This is a genomic window from Luteolibacter yonseiensis (assembly GCF_016595465.1).
Classification (GTDB): Bacteria; Verrucomicrobiota; Verrucomicrobiia; order Verrucomicrobiales; family Akkermansiaceae; genus Luteolibacter; species Luteolibacter yonseiensis.
The window spans coordinates 714,251-733,133 of the sequence record NZ_JAENIK010000011.1 but is presented as its reverse complement, the minus strand read 5'-3'; the positions used below and the strand labels follow the sequence as shown (position 1 = coordinate 733,133).

Below are 18,883 nucleotides of genomic sequence, written 5' to 3'. Positions count from 1 at the left end.
GATTACTTGGGCTTTTTCTCTTCCTTTTCGTCGGACTCGACGGCATCGCCGGCGACGAGGAAGAATTTCGCTTCGCCGTCGGGGAGATCGACAACGGTTCCTTGTTCCTGGTGCTCGCCCTTGTGGAGCACGCTGCGGATGAATTTGATTTTCATGTGAGTAATTATTTTCGGGTTGGTTCTTTTGATCTGGGAAAGGGAGGAGGGTGGGGAGAGATGCGCTCCCCACCCTCGCAACCCATCAGGCACCGAGAGCGTCGAGCATCGCGGAGAAGGATTTCGGACGGATCACGCCGCCATCGTAATAGGTGTTCGCCACCAGGCAGTGCATGCCGGTCTTCGCATTGGTCGAATCCCGGATGAGCTCGAGGTTGAGACCACCCCAATAGGCGATGATGTAGTCCGACCAGTTGCCGAAGAAGATGGCGGACGCCACGGCGTTGGCCGTGCCCTTGGTGAGGGTGCGGCTGATGGCGTTGGAGAACTCCGCACGGTAACCGTTGATGCGGTTTTCCTTGTTGAGCACCCATCCGTTATCCGTCGCGGAGGGATTCTCCAGCGTCTGCTTGAGCTTCTTCCGGATCTGGCCGTTCGATGCGTAACCGAGGTTACCGCTCAGCGCGTTGACCGCGTCGATGGCTTCTTCGAGTGCCAGCATGTGGGCGTAGGTGGGAGCCGCGCCGTTGGTGCCGCCTGCCACCGAACCGATGCCCGAGGTTCCAGCGAGGCCGTTCGCTTCGTTGGTGCCGGTACCGTGGAAGAATGCCACTTCCTGGGTGGCGAGCATCTGCAGGATGAGCTGCGCGCGCACGAAGGCCTCGATGTTCGAGGAGGATTGCATGAGCAGCTGGTCGGAGAGATCGATGAACGCCGGCAGGCGCTTGGGTTGCAGCGAGAGCGTGGCCAGGGTGGGGCTCACCTCGTCGGCGGAGGCGTTCTCCGCTTTCTTCGCGGCCGCCGTTCCTTGGATGAAGCGGGGAAGGTTGAGGTTTCCGGTCAGACCGGAGAGCACCGTCGCTCCCATGGAAGCCATGATGGACCGGTTGTAGAAATCACCGATCAGGCCGCGAACTTCCGTCTGGATGGACTGGCCGCCCTGGTCGCCGGTGGTGGAGGTGGTCCCGGTCGCGGTCATGTCGCGGTTTTCACGGCCGCGGCAAACGAGCATGCTCGGAAGCATCACCCCGCGATTGGACGGAATGCCCGCATCACGCGCTTCCTTCGTTCCCTCCTGGACCATCTCCAACTCCACGCCCTCGAGCGCGGTGCCGTTCGCGAGAGAGCGAAGCGTCACGCCGAGGTCGAAGCGGTCAACGGAGCGTTGCTCCTGGCGGTTCAGTTGGACCGGGTTCGCGGACTCGCGGGCGAGTTGGCGGACTTCGGCTTCAAGGGTGGAGTTCACCCCGTCCATTTCAGTCTCCAGCTCGGCGAGCTTGCTCTGCTCGTCGGGGGTGAGGCTGCGGGTTTCGGCCTGGGCCTTGTCGAGGATTTCACGGCATTGCTTCATCAGCGATCCGCGCTTTTCTTGCAGTTGTTTCAGTTTCATGTGTGTGTCCGCTTCTCAGCGGTCTGATGTGTTTTCAGGCGGTGGGATGCTTGCTGGTGAGTGCGAGGCGCCGTTCCCAGTGGGCCACGCTGCGGGTTTCCGTGTCGTTGCCCGTCTTCCGGGCTTCCTTGCGAAATTCTTCAAGCGCGCGGGTCGCCACGTCGCCTTGCTCGGTGTCGGAGTTGGCACCGTTGGTCTTGAGCCACTCGGTCAGTTCCGTGATTTGGGCGGCGATCTGATCAACATGCCGGCGGGCGAAGTCGGCGAGGTCGCTCGCCGGCTGGTCGCGCAGGTATTCGAGCGAGTTGGTCAGCCACGCCGTGAGACTGCCGAGCATGCCCTGGGCATAGGAGATTGGCCCGGTCATCGTGGAATCCCAACGATATCCATAGTAGGAATCATAGTAGCAATCGGCGTTGCCATCCGCATATCTGCCCCGCATTTCCACGGTCAGCGAGGTGCCGAGATAGGCGGGCCACTTCACCGGGTTCACTTCGAAAAGCCGCGCGTCGGTGATCGTGCGGACCTCCATGTCACCACCGCGGGATTCCCACGTTTCCCCATTGTCGCGGGGGATGAACTCGAAGGAGGTGCCCCGGATGATCTTCATGTCCACCAGCCTCATGAGATCCCGACCGGCGACGGTGTCGGGAACCTTGGCTTCCCAATCCAGCGAACGCTCGGAAATGGTGAAGGTGAGATTCTCGTTCACGATGGCGAAAGCCGACAGAGGATCATCCGCATGACCGACGGTCGCGACGATATCCGTATCCTCGGCAAGCGAACGTTTGAAGGTTTCAGGGGTGATGCGCTCCACGAACCGGGTCATTTTCCCGCCGCGGTCGCGGCGGGTCATCACCTGGCTGTCCTCGTTGAATGGGATCGAACCCCGCAGCACGCCGATGTAGCCGGCTTCGGTTTCCTCCGCCGTGAGGTCGCGGCGTTCGAGGGAGTGGTAACCGCGGACTTCCGGTCTGGCGGGGCGGGTGTTCTTCGTTTTCATGCGCGAGATGGTTCGGGTTCGGGCTTCGGATCTTCCTCGGGTTTTTCCTGCGGAGTGCCGCCGCTTGCGTTGAACGGACGGCCGTAGTCGTCGCCGCCGTCCGCCGCCGAGATGACGGGTTCATCCATCTTCCTGCGGATGTCGTTCGCGCTGTAAACCCCGATGTTCCGCATGGTCTGGTAGAACGCGGCCTTCGCCTGCAGGGCGACATTGGCGAGCTGGTCGCGGTCAAAGCGGAAATAAAACCCGGCCTTCTGCTCCTCGGTGGTAAGCAGGGTGATACCGAGCGACTGCTCCCATGCGACAAGGTGCGGATCCAAGGAAAAATTCAGGAAACCAAGCGTCTGTTGCTCGATGCCGCTGCCCCACGTGGTGGAGCTTGTGCTGTCACCGATCAGGAAGGACGGAATGCGGTAGAGGCGGGCGATTTCCTGGAGCTCGAAGCGTCGGGAGTCGAGGAACTGGGCATCGGCCATGCTCATCCCGTTGGTCGCCTTGAAGTCCCAGCCACCATGAATCATTGGAATCCGGCCGGTGTTGCCACCACGGTAATTCTTATCCCACTCGTCACGGGCATCCTTCAGCTTGTCGGGAGATATACTCTGCGGCGTAACGAGGAATCCCGGGAACTGCGTACCGTTGCGCATCAGGTCCCCCGCCTTTTTCGTCTGGGAAAGCGCATTGCCGATGGATTCCCGCAGCATCCGGATGGGTGAAATACCGTTCACCCCGTCCCGGGAGAATCCACGCACGTGGATGATGTCATACCGGGTCAACGTTTTCCCATCGACCTGATAGACGACGAGTCTCTCGCCGTTGCTCCGCTCCACCAGCTGCGGGCTCACCTTGCAGGGTTCGAGCCACTGAATAGAATAGGGGTCTCCGAAGGCGTCACGGAACACCCGCGCATATCCATTCCCGCCGAGTCCCTTGCCGATTTCCATAAGCTGGCGGAGCTCAAAGGAGGTCTGGAGATCGCTCGGATACGATCCAATCAGCCGGATGGCCGGGTGGTTGGTCACTTCCTCCGGGCCCTGTGGAGTGTCGCGATAGAGGAAAATCGGAAGCTTCGCGATCATGCCAGAGAGCAAATCGACGCAGGCCGTCACGGCTGACACGCCGAGAGCGGTGGATTCATTCACCGGCACTCCGGCGGCGGAAGCAGTGCCGAAAATCTCCGCATACCTCCCGCTTTTCAGGTCCACCACCTCCGTGACACTCGATCGCTTCTCCGGAATGTTCCTCCGGTTCGGGAATTCCCGCTGCTGGAGCGGCGCCATTTCGACGCGATGAGACTCACCGGAAGGGTTCGCCTCCCGGTGAGTCTTTCTACCATTGCCGAAAAGTCTGATTCCCATCAGTCCAGGCATTGAGATTGTGAATTTTCACAAACTTTGCAAGGATCATTTTCCGGGTTTCAGAATGAGAAGAAACTTCCCGCCGCTTCCGTCCGAGTCATCGCCCTGCCCAGCGCCATGATGAGCGACACGACCGGGTCGATCTTGTTCGCCGGCGCGTCCTTGTTCGGGAAAACGTTGTCCTTGTGGTCGAGCTTTCCGGTGGTGTTGCTGATCGCCCAGGTGAGCACCGGGTCCCCATCGTGCTGGATGTGCCCGGCCCGGATCAGGGCGTCCAACAGCTTCATGGGCTCGCTCATCATGAGCACCGTGTTCCGGTATTCCACCATGGGAACGCCCCTCGCCTCCATCATCGGATAGACGCCCCAGGCCCGGTTCGGGTCGGACGGCATTTCCAGCACCTCATATTCCCGGCACGCCTCCTCCGCCGCATCCATGAACGGCTCGAGGTCGATGATGTCTTGCCCTGCGACCTCGAGCTTCCCGGCCAAATGCCATTTCCGGTAGTGCTGGTTTTCCGGTAGATCGAGCGCGGCCTCGGTGATCCAGTAGCGGCCGAACACCGCGTATCGGCTGTTATCCAGACAGAAAAGCTGCATTTGCACGGTCAAATCGTGCTTGCTTGAGAGGTCACCCGACAGGTAGCAGGGGAATTCCTTGAACTGTTCCCGGGTGATTTTCTTCTCCAGGGACTGCCATGTCGCGACATTGAAGAAACCATCCTTCGATGACACCCATTGATTGAGGTGTTTCGTCTTGAAGCGCGCCTGTTTTGAGGGGTTTTGCCGCGCGGATTGGAGCTCGGCCAGGAGGAAATCCTCCTCAATCGAAACCCCGTAGTTCGGGTTCGCCTTTTTCAGCGACTCGATATCATCCCACGCGTCCCCCTCATCGATCGTGAAGATGATCGCGAAGGTCGTTTCATCCTCGAACCCTTCCAGCCCTTCGAGGATCCGCTCGCACAATTTCCAATCCTCACGACAGGGCCCGGCCAGATTTGCGCCGGCGGTGGAGATGACCAGGGACAGCGGCTGCGACCGGGCGCCCATGCCAGTCTCGAACGTGTCGATCAGCTCGCTGGTCTTGTGCTCGTGGAACTCATCCACGATCCCACAATGCGGGCTTGTGCCGTCGCCAGGCTTCCCAATGACCGGCTGGAACTTCGCCGCGTCATCCTCCCGGATGAGCTGCTGGGCAGTGACCGTGACGCCCATCCAGTCCGCAAGCTCCGGATCAATCTGGCACATCCGGTGCGCTGGCTTGAACACCTCCAGAGCTTGCTTTTCCGACGTGGCACCGGAGTAAACCTCCGCGCCTGGCTCGTCATCCATAGAGAGCATGTAGAGCCCGATCGCCGCCCCGAAGATTGACTTGCCGTTTTTTCGCGGAACATAGATCCGACCCTTCCGGAAACGACGCGTTCCCGTCGTCTTCTTAACCCACCCGAACACCGAGCAGAGAATGAATTTTTGCCAACCCTCGAGACGGATTGTCTGTGGCTGGCGGGTGACAGGATCTTTCCGCGCCCACTTGCCCTTAGTGTGCGGAAGCAACTCGTCAAATTTACACTTCCGGTTAGCCTTCTGCGGGTCGAAGCGGTAGGGAAAATCCTTCGATTTCGACCGCGCCAGGTCGCGCCGGTGCCGCTCGCACGCGAGACGCACCCACTTGCAAGCCGGGATCCGCCCCGAAATGACCCCGTCAACGTAGACCTCGGCATCCGCAACGTGCGGAAACTCCGGCGGTGCCGGCCGTTTCGTCGCCTTAGAACCCTTCGAAACGGCTCTTTTTCTTTTCGGTGGGGCCTTGGACTTTTCCACGGGAGGCAGGGGTGAGGCCGAACTCGGCAAGCAGACGGGCGATGATATTGTTCTCCGCGGTGATCACAGTGCAAGCTGGGTTTTTCGTCCACCCCTTCACCGGGTCTTCGTAGATCACACCCATGTCATTGATAAAATCCTGCGCCTCCTGCTGCCGATGAACCGCCAGGCAAAGAGTCTCCAGCGCGACCCGATCCGCATCGTAGATCGTCCCAGCCTCCGTCAATCTCTCGACAGCCCACACCCATGTCTCCATCGCGACGCCACGGAAATGTTCCGGCGCATCCCCGATTGGTGCCTTCATCACAGGCTCCAGCAACCGCAGGTGTTTCGATCCTCCCGCCGCCAGCAAGCTGTTAGGTTTTTGCTTCGCCCCCCTCATTTCGTTCCCTGATTTTTACTAAAATTTTTCTGTTGACGCAAGCGCGGGCACCCCACCCCCAAAAAATCCAATTCCGTCCACGCGAAAAAAAGTGACAGGGAACGGTGTGGTAATGAGAGGCTCTCTACTTTTCGCCCCGCCCCCGGGTGGGTGGGGTCGCGGCGGGGGAGGAGGGGGACGCGACGACCTCCCTGCCACGCTCGAGGCCGCTGTGACAGGCCGTGCACACACTCATGAGGTTCGACATGGTGAACGCAAGATCCGGCCTCTCACGAAGCCCTGCGATGTGGTGGACCTGCTGCGCCGTGGCCGTCGAACGCTTCCGCTCGTGGTCGCCGAATGGATCCTCACATAGCGGACTGGCCGCAACCTTCAGTGACCGAACCTTCTGCCAGCGTGAGGAGTTCCGGATTCCATCCACCATCCGTTGCAATGGATCAGTGCGGCGATGCTGCTGGTATGCCTCGCCTCGCTTCGGTGCTGCCGCCTCATGGGCTTCGCAGTGCCGCGCAGGGGCATCAATCAGCGCATTGCAACCTGGCTTGGAACACGGACGTTTCATTTCCTGCACCAGGGGCATGGAAGCTCCACCGTGGTCCATTCTCCTGTGAAGTAGTCGATTTCCGACCACGCCGTCGAACGGGTGTCGTGGCACATGGGGCATTGCGAAACCGGCTCTTCGGGAGCGGTGGCGCGGGATGTATCCGGCCCTTCATCCGAACAACCGGACAAGAGAGATAAGAGAAGCGCGGAGATGGTTTGGAGGATTTTCATGATTTTGATGGTGAAAATTAGGGTGCTTGCTCATGACAAGCTTTCGAGTTCGCGGCCGATGATGACGGCCAGCATGATGGCCCTGCGGAAGTCCCGCCGGTCTGTAGGGATTGGACCTTCGAGGAGCTGGGTGTAGGCCTTGGATATGTCCTCACGAGTCAGCACGCGGGCCGTGCCGGGCGGCACGCCTTCCAGCGGGTAGACCTTGATTCCGAGGATTTCGACGGGGTCATTCATGGAGGTTCCGTGATGCGATTTCGATTTGCTGGTCCGCTTCCCTCCACCCCACGCGGAACGAGTCGCGGAACTGCCCGAGTTCCGCGGGCATGGACGCGCCAATCTGCCTGCACATCCAGCCGGCGAGGAATGCCGGTAGGTGCGGGGCATGCCCGGCGGCCAATTCGCCCCACGTCTTGCACATGACGCTCCAGCGGATCAGCGCGAGTTCCAGAGTCAGTTGCGGGATTGGGGTGCTCATGGCTCTATCGGTTCAAGGCCCGCGCCGGCACCCAACATCCGGACTCGTCGCCGGTGTCGAGCCATTGGAGGCCCATGGCGTCCGCCGCTGCCAACATGCTGCCGTCACCGGGCTTCGCATGAGAATCAAGGCCAATAAGGGCATGCTCTTCGCTGACGTCGATTCGCCAGGTGCCCGGACAATAGAGCATCCCCAGCACCGCGTGGAGGATGGGAATGCGATATGTGTAGACAAGCTGATGGATGAGGCCGCTGGATGCCATAGGACCGTTTTCGGTGAGCATCGCGGTGATTCGGTCAATGTGGTCCTGTGGGACGGTGTAAGTGGATTCTGGTGCTGTTTCGCTCATGGTGGTGATGGTTCGGGTTCCTCCTCTTGCTCCCCGGGCTCCTTGGCGGCGAACCGCCGGGATGAATGCTCGGACCGGCGAAGGAATTCGGGGTCGGTTCTCCGGAGGCGGGCGTCGAGTGCCACCGTGACGTCACCGAACGAATCGGCGCGATCGGGAATGCCTGATTTTCTCTGGGCTTTCATGGGTTGGGAAATTGGATGTCGAACGCGTGGTTGATGGCGGCCACGAACGCGGCCCGGGGGTCTTTTTCTTGCTCGGACATCATCCGGCGGCCGGCGGGGCCATAGCCTTCGTAGTAGTGGCCGCGAGGGCCTTCCTGGGGGTGGAACTTCCAGCCGTTGGCGGAGAGTGAGGCGGCGCGCCTTTGAGCCATCTGGAACTGGTATTCCGGCCAGCTTGGATCACCGGGGAGCACGAGCTCGTAGGGCTCCGCGAGGTGGAGTGCCTCGATCATGCGGACGCTTCGGGTAAGATTTCATAGCCTCCGTCGTCGTCCGTGATCCTCACCTTAAGGGCGGTGACATTCTCCACCCTGTAAAAATGGGGATGCATGTTGTTCTCAGTGGCCCATTGATCGACCGTTTTGGCGACCGCCGCGTTGAGGCTGGCCTGTTGCTCCTTGGAAAAATCCCAGTCCGTCGCGTATTCGCCGCAGTCGTCACACGCGGCGTCCTGCATGGCATCTGTGATGTCGCCGACGTAGTAGGACGCCGGCATTTTCCGGCCTTCGCCCTCCCACAGTTCGATGATTTTCCCTGGGGTGATGTCGTTTTCCTCCTTCAGCGATTCAATTGCCTCCGAGATGTCGTTGTGAGAAAAGTCCTCTTCGTTGGTGCTGTAGCATTTCATGGTTTCGGTGATAGGATTCGAGTTCATGGGATTTGGGAAAATATCTTGTTCATTTCGGCCTGCTCTTCGGCGGACATGGGTTTCACGCCCTGGAGCGGCGGCTTGTTGGCGGCGGGAGCAGGGCCGTGCTTGGCGGACCACTCCCGGGCCTGGGCGAGGGTGCTGTCCGGGCTTTCGAGGTAGAGGACCAGCATCTCCGGCTGGAACCACGCGCTTCCGGTGGGCATGGACTTGGCGAGGAAACGCCGCTGCACCTCCCAATCCTCCGCCGTGAAGGCTTCGAAGATCCTGCGGTTCCGGGAAAAGATCCGCTGCTGCTTCGCGGTGAGATGCTCGGTGGCCTGCCAGGCTTTGCGGAGATTCTTGATCCGGGCGACAAGAACGCCATCGCTCACACTCTCGCCCCCCGCAAGCGGGGGCTGTGGGGGAATGTTTTTCCCGTTACTCCCCGTTTTACCCGTCTTGGGTGCATCTGGCGGACCGTCATTTGCACCCCCTTCGTGCTGTTTGACGGTACGCCGTTTGCACGGGGGTGCAGCATTTGCACCCCCCGAATCGAACGGATTTGCCACCTCCGATTTTTTAAAAAGAATCCTGAACCGATGCGTTCCTTCCGGACCGCCGTTCCGGTAAATCATGATTTCGCCGGCCGCTTCCAACTCTTCGAGATGGGTTTGCACGCTGCGGCGGCTGCACTCCGCCCGGTGTGCGAGAGTGTCGATGGAAGCCCACGCGGTGCCGGTGTCGTCGCCGGAAAAGTCCGCGATGACCAGCATGATGAGCTTCTTGATTTGTCCGCCGAACGGCCGGCGGATGACGTAGGAAGTGGCTGTGAGTGACATGGGGGAAATTAGTTTCGAAGGAACCACGCGTGGATGCGCCGGCAGATCCACCGCGGACAGCAGACCGCCCAGGAATTGCCGAGGGCCTTGTAGCGCGGGCCGTCGGGGCAACCCTCGATCGGCTTGCCGCGGTAGGGGATGAGGGTGAAGTCGTCGGGGAAGGCCTGCAGGCGTTCGCACTCGCGAGGGGTGAGGCGGCGGACGCCCAGCGACGGGCTGGCGACCATGGGAGTGCTGCGACCCGATGCGTTGGAATTCGTGTTGAGTGTGCCCATCACCTCACTCGTGCGGACCTCGCCGAGCTGGTTCTGGGCGAATGCGATCATGGGCACTCCTTGGCCGGGCATCCCACCCCCTGTGGAGAGGCATCCGGTTCTCTCTCCGTCGCCGCCTTCGAGGCGCAGCTCGTGCCGGGAGTTTTCCGCGAATGAAACGGCTATGATGTCCGGACCTCGATCCGCGCAGGGGATTCCGTCGTGACGAGCGGAAAGGGTTCTTGCAATTTCACCAAAGCTGGTAGCGATCAAGTTCTGACACTCGTCGCCGCTAGGCCCGCCGCTACCCTTCGCCCATTTGCTCGTGACGGCCGGGACCACTTGAGGGATCAGCATGCCCATTTGGGCGTCCTGCATGGTGGCGCTGCCGGCGGCTTTGCCGTTGGCGAGCAGGGGCCCTGTAATGGCGGGGATCAAACCCAGGGCTGCGACGGCCTGCACTTCTGGCCGCGCTTCGAGGGTATAGGCCAGCCCATCTGTCCGGATGCCGACACCATCCGGGCCGATGTTGGGGTTTTCCTTCATGGCACCGGCCTGGATCGCCATGGGTGCGATTTCTAGAAATGCCTCCCGGCCGTCACCTCCGCACGCGCTGCCACTGCCGAGAGAGCCTTGCGCAAGAGTGCCGGCAACTCTTTCCCCCGTTTCTCGGCTCGGCGGAGAATCCCGGCGCACGCCTTCGGACTCAAAAAGTATTTCCTCGGGACGGAAGGCTCCAGCACCTGCGAGAGCGAACACACGCTCGCGTCGTTGGGCCACGCCGAAATATTGGGCATCGATGAGTCGCCACGCGATTGCTCGTTCGGGACCGCGCACATAACCAGCGTCCGTCCACCGTCCCCCTGGCGGTGCGAGCGGAACGATTTCTCCGGCCAGTGCAGCCAGAAAGCAGCCGAAGGCGTTGTCGTCGGTGTTGAGGACCCCGGGGACGTTCTCCCACAGGCAAACAACGGGAGGTCGTCCGTGGCGAGCACGGATCTGGTCAATGTGGGAGATGAGGTGTGCATAAATGAGGGTGAGGTTGCCGCGTTCGTCGGACAGTGAGGCACGCTGGCCGGCGAGGCTGAACGCCTGGCAGGGAGTGCCGCCGGCGACCATGTCCACCAGGGCGAGCAGCTCCTCGGGCCATTCGCGGAATTTCGTGATGTCGCCGAGGTTCGGCTTGTCCGGCCAGCGCTGGGCGAGCACCGCGGACGGGAATTTTTCGATTTCCGCGAACGCGATGGTTTCCCAGCCGAGCTCCTCGGTGGCGACGGACACGGCGGAAATGCCGGAGCAAAGGCAAAGGACGTTCATGGATAAAAGGGGAGTTCAGTTGCCGCAAAAACCCTCACACTCGGATTGAAAGTCGAAGTAGCCTTGTCCGCGCTCTTCATCGGTCGAGAGGTCCACCTCGGAAAGGGGCACCCCGGAGCGGTGAAGGAATGGAATTGCGCTCATGTTCCCAGTGCCGCCCTTGACGAGTTGAAGGTCTCTTTCAAACAAAATGGCCCTCTGCCATTCCTCGGGCTCCTCATCCCGCAACCGGCGCCATTCTCCATTGTTGTGAAACGGGCAGTAGATGCAGGAGGATCGAGGGGGATGTGGGTAACCCTTCGCTTCCATCCATTCCAGGCACTGGTGCCTGCGCATCCGAAGTTCGAGCAGTGGCCACCGATTCTGAGACCATGGTTCGTGAGACTCTTTCGCGCGTTGGAGTTCGTCCCATGAGATCCCGATCCATTGAGTCACTGTGACCGTTTTCTGGCCGCGCTTGATGTCGGCAAATTTGCGGAGTGCCCTTGTGATCGGGGTGACCTTGAAATCGACGGTGCAAGATCTTGCCGGGAGTTTTCCGATGATGCCTTCCTCGCACTTCGTGAATGCCGGGATTCCGCAACGTTTGGATTTCAGCACTTCGTAGGTCAGGCTCCCTTGTGTGACGACGTGGACAGGAAACGGGTGGGGACACCTTTGAATCTGGGCAGTGAGCCATCCGAGCCACTTGTAAACGCTGGCTGGTTCCGCCTGGGTATCGGCGAAAATGGCAGCATCCGGCACCGGTCCGATTTCGCCGTGAGCCGCCATCAGCGCGAGACACGACGATTGCACGCCGGCGCCCAGGGATAGGAAATTGAAAGGCGTGGTAGGTGGTGCGGTGAATATGTTCATCAATCTGGGTAGGTGAATTCCTGAGCCTCGATCGCGGCCTGCTGGGCGTGGAACTCCTGGGCCTTCCGCTCCTGATCGGCGGTGGGTTTGCGGGATTGTTTGCCGATGCGGGATCCGTCCTCGTGGCGGTGGGGTTCGAAGATGGTAAAGGAGGCGGTGGTGAGCTTGGGATCGCGGGCCAGCATCCCCATGCCGCCGTTGAATCGGAAAATGAGCGGGGCATCCGGCCCCATCACACCGAGGTGGACCTCACAGCGCGGGAGCCGGGCGATCAACTGCAGGTGGCTGAGACGGGCGAGGAATCCGCCGTTGACCCACCACACGGGCGACGGCGCGCACAGGTGCTTCGTGGTCCACGGGTTGATGAGGGCGCGGCGGAAGAGGTGGCCACGCACGTCATCCATCGGCCGCCACTCATCGGGGATTCCGTGGAAGCGGGCCCAGGGAAGAGCGTCGTAGCGTTCGAAGAAGCCTGCGGGAGCGGGGAGGAAATCGGACTCGCCCCAAAGCCTGCGGAGGCTGGGGACAAACCGGCATGCGATGTATCCGGAGGCGGTGAGGACGTCGCCCTCGTGCCACACCGGCCGGCAGAACACGGAGGCGGGATGCGGGTGCACGAACTGGTCGAGCACGCCGAGCTGGAGCGGTGATGGAAAGGAGCGGGTCATTTTCAGAGAGGAAGGGCGCAGGCACAGCCGCCGATGTCGGTTTCGTCGATTTCTTCCGAGGCTTCCACGCGCCGGCGGAATTCGGAGAGGGTGAGGACTTCCGTCTCAGCGGACTTTCTCCGGTCGCGGAGGATCGAATGGTCACCGACGACCCCGCGCATCTCCGTTTCCCAGTCCTCCCATTTCTCGAAGTGAGCGGGGTTGAACTCCAGGAGGCGTTTCCATTCGCGTTGCCCGGCTTTTATGCATCCACCACCGCAATTGGCGTGGGAGAAGCCGGCCTCATACATCCGGGGAGGTTTCACCCCTTCATATTCCGCCCATGCCAAACACTCCGCCTTGCTGATCCATGGCTTTTCACACAGCGGAGCGACATACATCCACGGGTGGTTCCGGGCCTGCACCTCATCGATGCGGTGGGATTCGTCCCACGCGATGCCGAGCACAAGCCGGGTTGTTGCCTGGCAGCAATAGGCATCCCTCCACCGGTCCAGCAGTTCGCGCTTGAGGATCTTGGAGCATGGGTCAATCAGGCTGTTACCGATGATCCGCTCATCCCGCATCACGTCCCAGGGCGTGCGACCATCGCTGACCCTGATGAGTTGCGCACCGATATTCACGGCGGATTCCTCTAGAAAGCGGTAGTTGTCGGCGTCCTCGATGAGTGTGTCAGCGAAAACGAGCACCATGCCTTCGGTTCCGTGCTCCTCGGCAATTTTCTTCGCCGCCGCCCATGAGGAGATGCCGGAAGAATAGCTCACCATGAACCGGATGGATGCCGGAATTTCGCCAGTGATCTGGAGAGGAAGGCTGTATTGGCGGGAAATCATGTCTCTCCCGGGAAATTCATCCAAAGGACCTCCGTGCGCGGCACGGCGCCGCGCTGGCCGTTGGCGGTGGTTTTCTTCTCCACCCGCCGCCATGAGGAATAGAGGTCGTCGTAGAGGGAGCAGGGATAACCGGAGATCATCACCTTGGCGGAGGTGCCTCTCAGCATCCAGGCCATCTGGCGATGGTCCGCGTCGGACATCTCGTGCACGTAGCCCTTCCCACCAGCCTGGCGGGTGCTCAGCGGGTACGGCGGATCCAGATAGAAAAGGGTTTCCGGGCTGTTGAATTTGTGGAGCAGCTTGCGGAAATCGAGGTTCTCGATGGTCACACCGGTGAGGCGGTCCGCGGCGGCCGCGATCGCATCCGGCACGCCGGCCCATTCGCGGGCGTAGGACTTGCCGGCGCGGATATCGCATGAGCGGAATCCGTTGCTGTCGTCCGGGTCCACGCTGCAGGTGCCGTGGCCGAGAAAACAACGGGTGACGAACCGGCGGGCGGCCTCGACCGGATCCGGGGAGAATTCATAGCTCGCCTCGAACTCGCCGCGGCTGAACGGGGTGAGTTCCAGCAGGGAGACGAGGCGCACCCGCAACTCCGGATCCCGGAGGACGCGGAAATAATTCACCACCTGGGTGTCGAGGTCGTTGTAAACCTCGATGGTGCTGCGCTTCTTCCTGAGCAGGACGCCGGCCGCGCCACCGAAACACTCCACATAGCACTTGTGCGCCGGCATGTGGGAGATCACCCACGGGGCGAGCCTCCACTTGCCCCCGTGATATCGGAGCACGGGACGGCGGAGGTCCTCGGTGGAAAACCAGTCCCCGCCCGCTGCCCCCGCGTCGGCAATACTCTGGAGACTATGTGACGCGGAGGCTGGCCACTCGGCCACGGGCGGGTTTCCTGTCGCCGCACTCGCGGCGGGGAAAAGGGACTGGGTCATGGCTGGGAGGGGGTGGGGAATTCGTTCCACTCGCGTCCGTCGAGGAGGCGGCCGGCTTTCTTTTTGCCGATCTTCACCATGATCTCGGTAGAGGCGGTGTGGCGGTCAATCGTCCAATCGGAACTGTCTGTTCCGTCCAATTCCACCTGGCGTGAATCCCCATCGTAGCAGTTTCCAATGGTTGCGGTCACGTGCTCGCCCCACTGCTTGAACAGGAAGGGCACGCCGGCGGCCTGGCATTGGTCGCGGAGGCTCCGCGCCCAGTCCGGGTGCATGGGCCTCGCCTTGGGTCCGGACTCGCCGCCGGCGATGACCCAGTCCAAGAGATCAATCCGCTTGGTCCGATGTTCCGGAGCAACTCCCTTGAATGGATATCTACCACCGCAGACGTCGGAAAAATAGAGCCCCGATAAATCCACCGGTCCGAGCAGAGGCTCGCACGAGAGGAACCGGACCGTGGCCGGGATGTTGAGGAGCACGGGGACGCGCTTGTCCGCCATCTCCTGATTTTCGACAGTGGTTCCCATCCAAACGTTAGCAGGAAATCTCTCCCGCCAGTGGTCGGGGACCATGCGCATGACGTTCTCCGGTCGCTTCGTCAGAAGCTGCCAGTCGAGGAAAGGCGTTGCTTCGATCAGCCGGAAGAGCTCCGTGCGCATGTTGTCCATGGTGGCCGGTGGCAATCCCTGGGCGTCGGCGCTTGCTTCGAATTCGCGGACCATTTGCGTGCCGTCCCACCGGGCCGTCACCCATCCATCCGGAGCGATGTCCGCAGGGAATCGGAGGTCGCCTTTCCAGTCCTCGAAGATGTCCGCCAACGAGGCACAGAACACCCGTGCGCGGGTTCCGGCGGCTTCGGCCTTCCGGTTCCACTTAACTGGGGCCTTCCATGCGTCTGGGACGGCAAGGATGCGGGTGCCGCTGTCGCCCCACACTCCCCGGATCCCGGGAAACCTCACGGCCTCGCGCGCGGCGTAGCAGTGGGCACACCCGGGGGAAACCATGGTGCATCCACGGACGGGGTTAAACGTGTGATCGGTCCATTCAATGGATGTGTTTTCGCTCATGGCTGTCTTGAAGTGAGGGCCGCGTCACGGGCGGCGGTGAGTTCGGAGAAGGCATCCGCGCTGCCGCCGCGGTCGGGGTGCATGGATTTGGAGAGGTCCTTGTAGCGCGTCTTGATCTCGTCGGCGGTGGCGTCCTCTGGCAGTCCCATCAGAATCCACCAAGGCTTGGGTGCCGGTGCCACCAAGGCTTGGGTGCCGGTGCCGGCAGGGCGAGGAAGCCGGTGAAGGTGGCGCGGATGATTTCCAAACCGCCGTGGCGGAGTTCCGTGCGGCGGGCCTCGATGATGTGGTGGATGGCCTGCAGGTTCGCCTCGAGCTTCGCGTAGCGGTCCACGGCGATGCACACCTGTTTACCCTCCCACGTGAACCACACGGCGACGCCTGGGTCGCTGGGATTGTCCACGCCCAGCGAGCAATTCGAGGAGATGACGACGTCACCCACCGCCTTGCCGCTGTCGGAACCGAAGAGTTTCAGCGAGCATTGGACGTTCTTGATCGCGCCGGCGAGCTGGGTTTTGAAGGAACTGGAAACCCGGGCCTTCGCCCGCGGGAAGCGGTCCGGCCAGCAAAGTGGGAAAGCGGGGATGTTCATGCCTTCCCCTTTCTCTTTGCCTCAAACTCCCGTTCAGTTGGGGTGATGATGCTGATTTGAATCCCGCTGGGGAGCTCCATCTCGGGCATCTCCGTTCTGACGTGGCCAATCGCGGCTACCGCTGCATCGTAGATGGTCTCGCCGGCGTCCTGCTCGGTGATTTCTCCGGTCAATTCGACGCCATAGGGTTTTCCATTGATCGACTTGCGACCGTTTATCAGGACCCGGAATGTGGATCCGGCGATGATGACTTCTTTGCTCATGGGGTGGGTGCGGTGAGGTGCATGATGATTTCCACGCGTGGGCAGGAGCGGTCCGCGTGGTGGTGGAGGGCGTGGAACCGGAGGTGTTTGTCATCCATCCCGAGGGCCGCGCAGATGCCGTCCAGAATGGCTTTGCAACTGCCGATGGCGTTGTCGTCGTCCCGGTGGGTGGACGGCCAGTAGTAGGCGAGGGAGTAGCCCACGGGCTGCGGGCGGGCGGTGCCGATGGCTCCCAGGGTGACGAGGTTGGCGGTCTTCTTGGCTGCTTTCTTGTGCTTCGCGATGGTCCGCCAGTGGCCCCGGCCGTTCGGGGATATCTCGTAGGGCGGAATCCGTAGGACGATGGTGAGGGTGTCGTCGGTGAGGGTGGACGCCGGCAGCGGGGGTAGAGGTTTCGGCGCCGCTTTTTTCTTCGCGGCCTTCTTCACCGGCTTTTCAGCGCCCGGCCGGATCAGGGGGAAGCGCTGGCGCAACCGGTCGGGGCGGCAGGCTCTCATTTCAGTATCGGCGGGAGCATTTGGGGCACACGCCTTGGCCGTGCCGGGTGTAATTGAGGCCGGTGCCGCAGGCGCGGCAGATGCCGAGGAAGTTTTTGCAAAACTTGCCCAGCCAGTATTTCAGGCTGCATTGGATCCGGCGGGCGTTCATGGCTCCTCGGTGGTGCGGGTGAGGAAGGCGCAGAGGAATAGGCCGAACGGTCCGAAGGCTCCCAGGATGGCACCCACCGCGAAGGAACAGAGAACATCGTCACCGATTTCGAACGGCTCGGTTTCGTCCATTTGGAAATCGTAGAAAACCCAGATGGCGATGATGAACGCGCAGACAGCCCAGCAGATGAGATAGTAGTAGAGCATGGATTTTGTGGGTTGGAGATTGGTCGCCCGCCCGGGTTGCCGAGGCAGCTACCCCCCGGCGACTGCGGCAACGGGGGCGGGCGTTTGTGTCAGGTGGGGGAGATTTCGCGGATGCGGCGCCTCACGGCCGCCAGACGGATGGTGCTCCAGTCGTTGAGCCAGGCGCGTTTGCCGAGGTCCGCGGCGATGGCGCGGAGAATCGGTAACGAATAGGTGGCGACGACCGAATCGTGAGCGGCCCGTTCCGTGGGCGATTCCGGGCACGCTGCCGCCCCTGGTCCCGCTTTGCGGTCCAGTGGTGGGGTGTTGCCCGCACCGGGCGGGCGGTAGTCCGTCTTGCGGACGCGGAGGATGGCGGGGAGGCGGCTCATGGCTGGTGGAGGACGGTGTAAATTTCGGAGAGGATGCGGGCGAAGCCGTAGACGACCCATGGAGCGAGCACGCAGGCCGCCACGGTGAGGAGGGCGACGAGCGCGGCGCCCTTCGGTGTGTCAGCCCTCTTCATGGCTGAGGGGGTGACGGCGGTTGTTCCACACGTCCTGGGCGGACCACAGGGCCCCACACTGGGCGATGATTTCAGCCTCCTCGTTTTTGAGATCGGCGATTCCCACCACGTGGGTCGGGAACTTCCACGAGAGAGGGCATTGCACCAGATACATCCAACGTCCGTCCAGATGCGGAGCGATGGCGATGACGTCATGCACATTCGGCTCGTTCATAAGGAGCGCGCGCAGGGCATGGTGTTCGGCGGCTTGTTCCTCGCTGAGAGGTCCGCCGGTGAAGCGAAACGCGGCCGCGCGGTCGGCAGGTTCCAGCGTTTCCCACGCCTCGGCGGAATCCAGACTGCCTCCGCTGGCAACCTGCAGGCTGGCGTCGGGATTGACGATGTAGGTGCCTGGCGCGAAATTGGAGGCGATGGGGGTGAGCGTGCTGCCGATGGCGGCATGCATGCCGGCGTGAGAGATCTGCACCACGATCGAGCAATGAGCCTGGTCGGGATGACGCACGCGCCACAGCGAGGCGGCGGCACGGATGTTGGGGAGGTCGTGGGTCATGGGATTTTCAGGTTTCGGTGGTGGGCCTCGGCTTCGAGGCCGGCGAGATGGCGGGCGGACCAAAGTCCGAGCGGGTTGGGTTTTCTCAGGGTGTCGATCCACCGGATCACCCGGTGGTCCGGCCACTCGTCGCGGTCGGTGAAGTCCATCAGGCGAATGCCTTGCGGTGTCCCGCAGCGTGCTGACGCCGCCTGTTCTTGCGGATTTTCCGCTGATTTCTAACTCCGTAGGATCCGGGCAAATCGCCGGATCTCATCGTCTCAAAATTAAGTGGTGTCAGTTGTTTCCCTGGGTAGGGAGGTGTTCCGACCGGCAGGTCGGTCTGGTTTCTGGAAGCGGCGGCAGCGAGCGCCATGGCTACGGAGACAACTGATGGTTGACGCTTGGGGTGCATGTGTTGGTTTCAGGTTGGGGGTGATGTTCAGGCGGCTGGAGCTTCCGCGGTGCGGGATTCGATGATCTTTCGGAGTTGGGCGAGGCTCACCCGCTTGGAGGCCTCGCCGAGGTCCACGTGTTCGCGGATCAGCCGGCGGGCGGTGGGTTCGGAGACGCGCAACCGTTCGGCCACTTCGGCGATGGTGAAGAGCTGCAGGTCCTTCGCCTGCGGTTCCAACCGGTCCGCGAGCTCCTTGCCCGCGGCCACGATCACCGCCTTCATCACATCGGACGGAAGGTTCATGGCTCAGGCGTGGTTTGGGTTCGGGGTGGAAATATGCTCATGATGGGAATGATTTGATTGGTTCAGTGGGGGAGCCCTGCTAGGCCTGCGGGCATGGACTGGAAA

Annotated in this window: 30 protein-coding genes; all 30 read right to left on the bottom strand. The window is 61.6% G+C overall.

Going from position 1 to position 18,883, the window contains the following annotated elements:
* Positions 1-2 precede the first annotated feature (2 nt).
* The 30 genes from JIN84_RS12950 to JIN84_RS12805 all read right to left on the bottom strand — a co-directional run bounded on the left by JIN84_RS12950 (position 3) and on the right by JIN84_RS12805 (position 18,778).
* The gene (locus tag JIN84_RS12950; RefSeq protein WP_200351460.1) at positions 3-155 is read right to left on the bottom strand and encodes a hypothetical protein; all 153 of its coding nucleotides are present in this window, start codon (positions 153-155) and stop codon (positions 3-5) included.
* Positions 156-240: 85 nt separating this feature from the next.
* Positions 241-1,545 carry a phage major capsid protein gene (locus JIN84_RS12945; RefSeq protein ID WP_200351459.1) on the bottom strand — a complete coding sequence of 435 codons (1,305 nt, stop codon included), beginning with the start codon at positions 1,543-1,545 and terminating at the stop codon, positions 241-243.
* A 34-nt stretch (positions 1,546-1,579) separates the two neighbouring features.
* Entirely contained in the window at positions 1,580-2,548 is a 969-nt protein-coding gene (locus tag JIN84_RS12940) for an HK97 family phage prohead protease (protein WP_200351458.1), read from the bottom strand.
* Entirely contained in the window at positions 2,545-3,828 is a 1,284-nt protein-coding gene (locus JIN84_RS12935; protein ID WP_200351457.1) for a phage portal protein, read from the bottom strand. The genes JIN84_RS12940 and JIN84_RS12935 overlap by 4 nt, the downstream gene beginning before the upstream one ends.
* A 137-nt stretch (positions 3,829-3,965) precedes the next feature.
* A complete protein-coding gene (locus JIN84_RS12930; RefSeq protein ID WP_325099599.1) occupies positions 3,966-5,570 on the bottom strand; it encodes a terminase large subunit in 1,605 nt (534 codons plus the stop codon).
* A gap of 100 nt (positions 5,571-5,670) precedes the next feature.
* Positions 5,671-6,108, bottom strand: coding sequence for a phage terminase small subunit P27 family (locus JIN84_RS12925; protein WP_200351455.1), 438 nt, complete (start codon positions 6,106-6,108; stop codon positions 5,671-5,673).
* 124 nt (positions 6,109-6,232) lie between these two features.
* On the bottom strand, positions 6,233-6,670 hold the full coding sequence (locus JIN84_RS12920; protein ID WP_200351454.1) for an HNH endonuclease: 438 nt from the start codon (positions 6,668-6,670) through the stop codon (positions 6,233-6,235).
* Complete coding sequence (locus JIN84_RS12915) at positions 6,667-6,882, bottom strand: hypothetical protein (protein ID WP_200351453.1); 216 nt, start codon at positions 6,880-6,882, stop codon at positions 6,667-6,669. The genes JIN84_RS12920 and JIN84_RS12915 overlap by 4 nt, the downstream gene beginning before the upstream one ends.
* Before the next feature lie 30 nt (positions 6,883-6,912).
* On the bottom strand, positions 6,913-7,119 hold the full coding sequence (locus JIN84_RS12910; RefSeq protein ID WP_200351452.1) for a hypothetical protein: 207 nt from the start codon (positions 7,117-7,119) through the stop codon (positions 6,913-6,915).
* The gene (locus tag JIN84_RS12905) at positions 7,112-7,360 is read right to left on the bottom strand and encodes a hypothetical protein (protein WP_200351451.1); all 249 of its coding nucleotides are present in this window, start codon (positions 7,358-7,360) and stop codon (positions 7,112-7,114) included. Before JIN84_RS12905 ends, JIN84_RS12910 begins: the two co-directional genes overlap by 8 nt.
* A 4-nt stretch (positions 7,361-7,364) precedes the next feature.
* A complete protein-coding gene (locus JIN84_RS12900; protein WP_200351450.1) occupies positions 7,365-7,709 on the bottom strand; it encodes a hypothetical protein in 345 nt (114 codons plus the stop codon).
* 181 nt (positions 7,710-7,890) lie between these two features.
* Positions 7,891-8,166 carry a hypothetical protein gene (locus JIN84_RS12895; RefSeq protein ID WP_200351449.1) on the bottom strand — a complete coding sequence of 92 codons (276 nt, stop codon included), beginning with the start codon at positions 8,164-8,166 and terminating at the stop codon, positions 7,891-7,893.
* Entirely contained in the window at positions 8,163-8,588 is a 426-nt protein-coding gene (locus tag JIN84_RS12890; RefSeq protein WP_200351448.1) for a hypothetical protein, read from the bottom strand. The genes JIN84_RS12895 and JIN84_RS12890 overlap by 4 nt, the downstream gene beginning before the upstream one ends.
* Complete coding sequence (locus JIN84_RS12885) at positions 8,585-9,403, bottom strand: helix-turn-helix domain-containing protein (RefSeq protein WP_200351447.1); 819 nt, start codon at positions 9,401-9,403, stop codon at positions 8,585-8,587. The genes JIN84_RS12890 and JIN84_RS12885 overlap by 4 nt, the downstream gene beginning before the upstream one ends.
* 8 nt (positions 9,404-9,411) lie before the next feature.
* Positions 9,412-10,974, bottom strand: coding sequence for a DNA cytosine methyltransferase (locus JIN84_RS12880; protein WP_200351446.1), 1,563 nt, complete (start codon positions 10,972-10,974; stop codon positions 9,412-9,414).
* A gap of 15 nt (positions 10,975-10,989) precedes the next feature.
* The gene (locus JIN84_RS12875; protein WP_200351445.1) at positions 10,990-11,829 is read right to left on the bottom strand and encodes a hypothetical protein; all 840 of its coding nucleotides are present in this window, start codon (positions 11,827-11,829) and stop codon (positions 10,990-10,992) included.
* A complete protein-coding gene (locus JIN84_RS12870) occupies positions 11,829-12,497 on the bottom strand; it encodes a hypothetical protein (protein WP_200351444.1) in 669 nt (222 codons plus the stop codon). Before JIN84_RS12870 ends, JIN84_RS12875 begins: the two co-directional genes overlap by 1 nt.
* A gap of 2 nt (positions 12,498-12,499) precedes the next feature.
* Entirely contained in the window at positions 12,500-13,327 is an 828-nt protein-coding gene (locus JIN84_RS12865; RefSeq protein WP_200351443.1) for a hypothetical protein, read from the bottom strand.
* The gene (locus tag JIN84_RS12860) at positions 13,324-14,268 is read right to left on the bottom strand and encodes a DNA adenine methylase (RefSeq protein WP_200351442.1); all 945 of its coding nucleotides are present in this window, start codon (positions 14,266-14,268) and stop codon (positions 13,324-13,326) included. Before JIN84_RS12860 ends, JIN84_RS12865 begins: the two co-directional genes overlap by 4 nt.
* A complete protein-coding gene (locus JIN84_RS12855) occupies positions 14,265-15,335 on the bottom strand; it encodes a DUF5131 family protein (RefSeq protein ID WP_200351441.1) in 1,071 nt (356 codons plus the stop codon). Before JIN84_RS12855 ends, JIN84_RS12860 begins: the two co-directional genes overlap by 4 nt.
* A complete protein-coding gene (locus JIN84_RS12850; RefSeq protein ID WP_200351440.1) occupies positions 15,332-15,484 on the bottom strand; it encodes a J domain-containing protein in 153 nt (50 codons plus the stop codon). Before JIN84_RS12850 ends, JIN84_RS12855 begins: the two co-directional genes overlap by 4 nt.
* The gene (locus JIN84_RS12845) at positions 15,484-15,927 is read right to left on the bottom strand and encodes a hypothetical protein (RefSeq protein ID WP_200351439.1); all 444 of its coding nucleotides are present in this window, start codon (positions 15,925-15,927) and stop codon (positions 15,484-15,486) included. Before JIN84_RS12845 ends, JIN84_RS12850 begins: the two co-directional genes overlap by 1 nt.
* Positions 15,924-16,190 carry a hypothetical protein gene (locus JIN84_RS12840; RefSeq protein WP_200351438.1) on the bottom strand — a complete coding sequence of 89 codons (267 nt, stop codon included), beginning with the start codon at positions 16,188-16,190 and terminating at the stop codon, positions 15,924-15,926. Before JIN84_RS12840 ends, JIN84_RS12845 begins: the two co-directional genes overlap by 4 nt.
* A complete protein-coding gene (locus JIN84_RS12835; protein WP_200351437.1) occupies positions 16,187-16,687 on the bottom strand; it encodes a hypothetical protein in 501 nt (166 codons plus the stop codon). The genes JIN84_RS12840 and JIN84_RS12835 overlap by 4 nt, the downstream gene beginning before the upstream one ends.
* Positions 16,688-16,834: 147 nt before the next feature.
* Positions 16,835-17,044 (bottom strand): hypothetical protein, encoded by a 210-nt coding sequence (locus JIN84_RS12830; protein ID WP_200351436.1) that lies wholly within the window; start codon positions 17,042-17,044, stop codon positions 16,835-16,837.
* Between the two features lie 89 nt (positions 17,045-17,133).
* Positions 17,134-17,415 carry a hypothetical protein gene (locus tag JIN84_RS12825; protein ID WP_200351435.1) on the bottom strand — a complete coding sequence of 94 codons (282 nt, stop codon included), beginning with the start codon at positions 17,413-17,415 and terminating at the stop codon, positions 17,134-17,136.
* Positions 17,412-17,549, bottom strand: a complete 138-nt coding sequence (locus JIN84_RS12820) for a hypothetical protein (protein WP_200351434.1) — start codon at positions 17,547-17,549, stop codon at positions 17,412-17,414. Before JIN84_RS12820 ends, JIN84_RS12825 begins: the two co-directional genes overlap by 4 nt.
* The gene (locus JIN84_RS12815; protein ID WP_200351433.1) at positions 17,536-18,099 is read right to left on the bottom strand and encodes a hypothetical protein; all 564 of its coding nucleotides are present in this window, start codon (positions 18,097-18,099) and stop codon (positions 17,536-17,538) included. Before JIN84_RS12815 ends, JIN84_RS12820 begins: the two co-directional genes overlap by 14 nt.
* The gene (locus JIN84_RS12810) at positions 18,096-18,248 is read right to left on the bottom strand and encodes a hypothetical protein (RefSeq protein ID WP_200351432.1); all 153 of its coding nucleotides are present in this window, start codon (positions 18,246-18,248) and stop codon (positions 18,096-18,098) included. The genes JIN84_RS12815 and JIN84_RS12810 overlap by 4 nt, the downstream gene beginning before the upstream one ends.
* Before the next feature lie 272 nt (positions 18,249-18,520).
* Complete coding sequence (locus JIN84_RS12805; RefSeq protein ID WP_200351431.1) at positions 18,521-18,778, bottom strand: helix-turn-helix transcriptional regulator; 258 nt, start codon at positions 18,776-18,778, stop codon at positions 18,521-18,523.
* Positions 18,779-18,883: the final 105 nt, after the last annotated feature.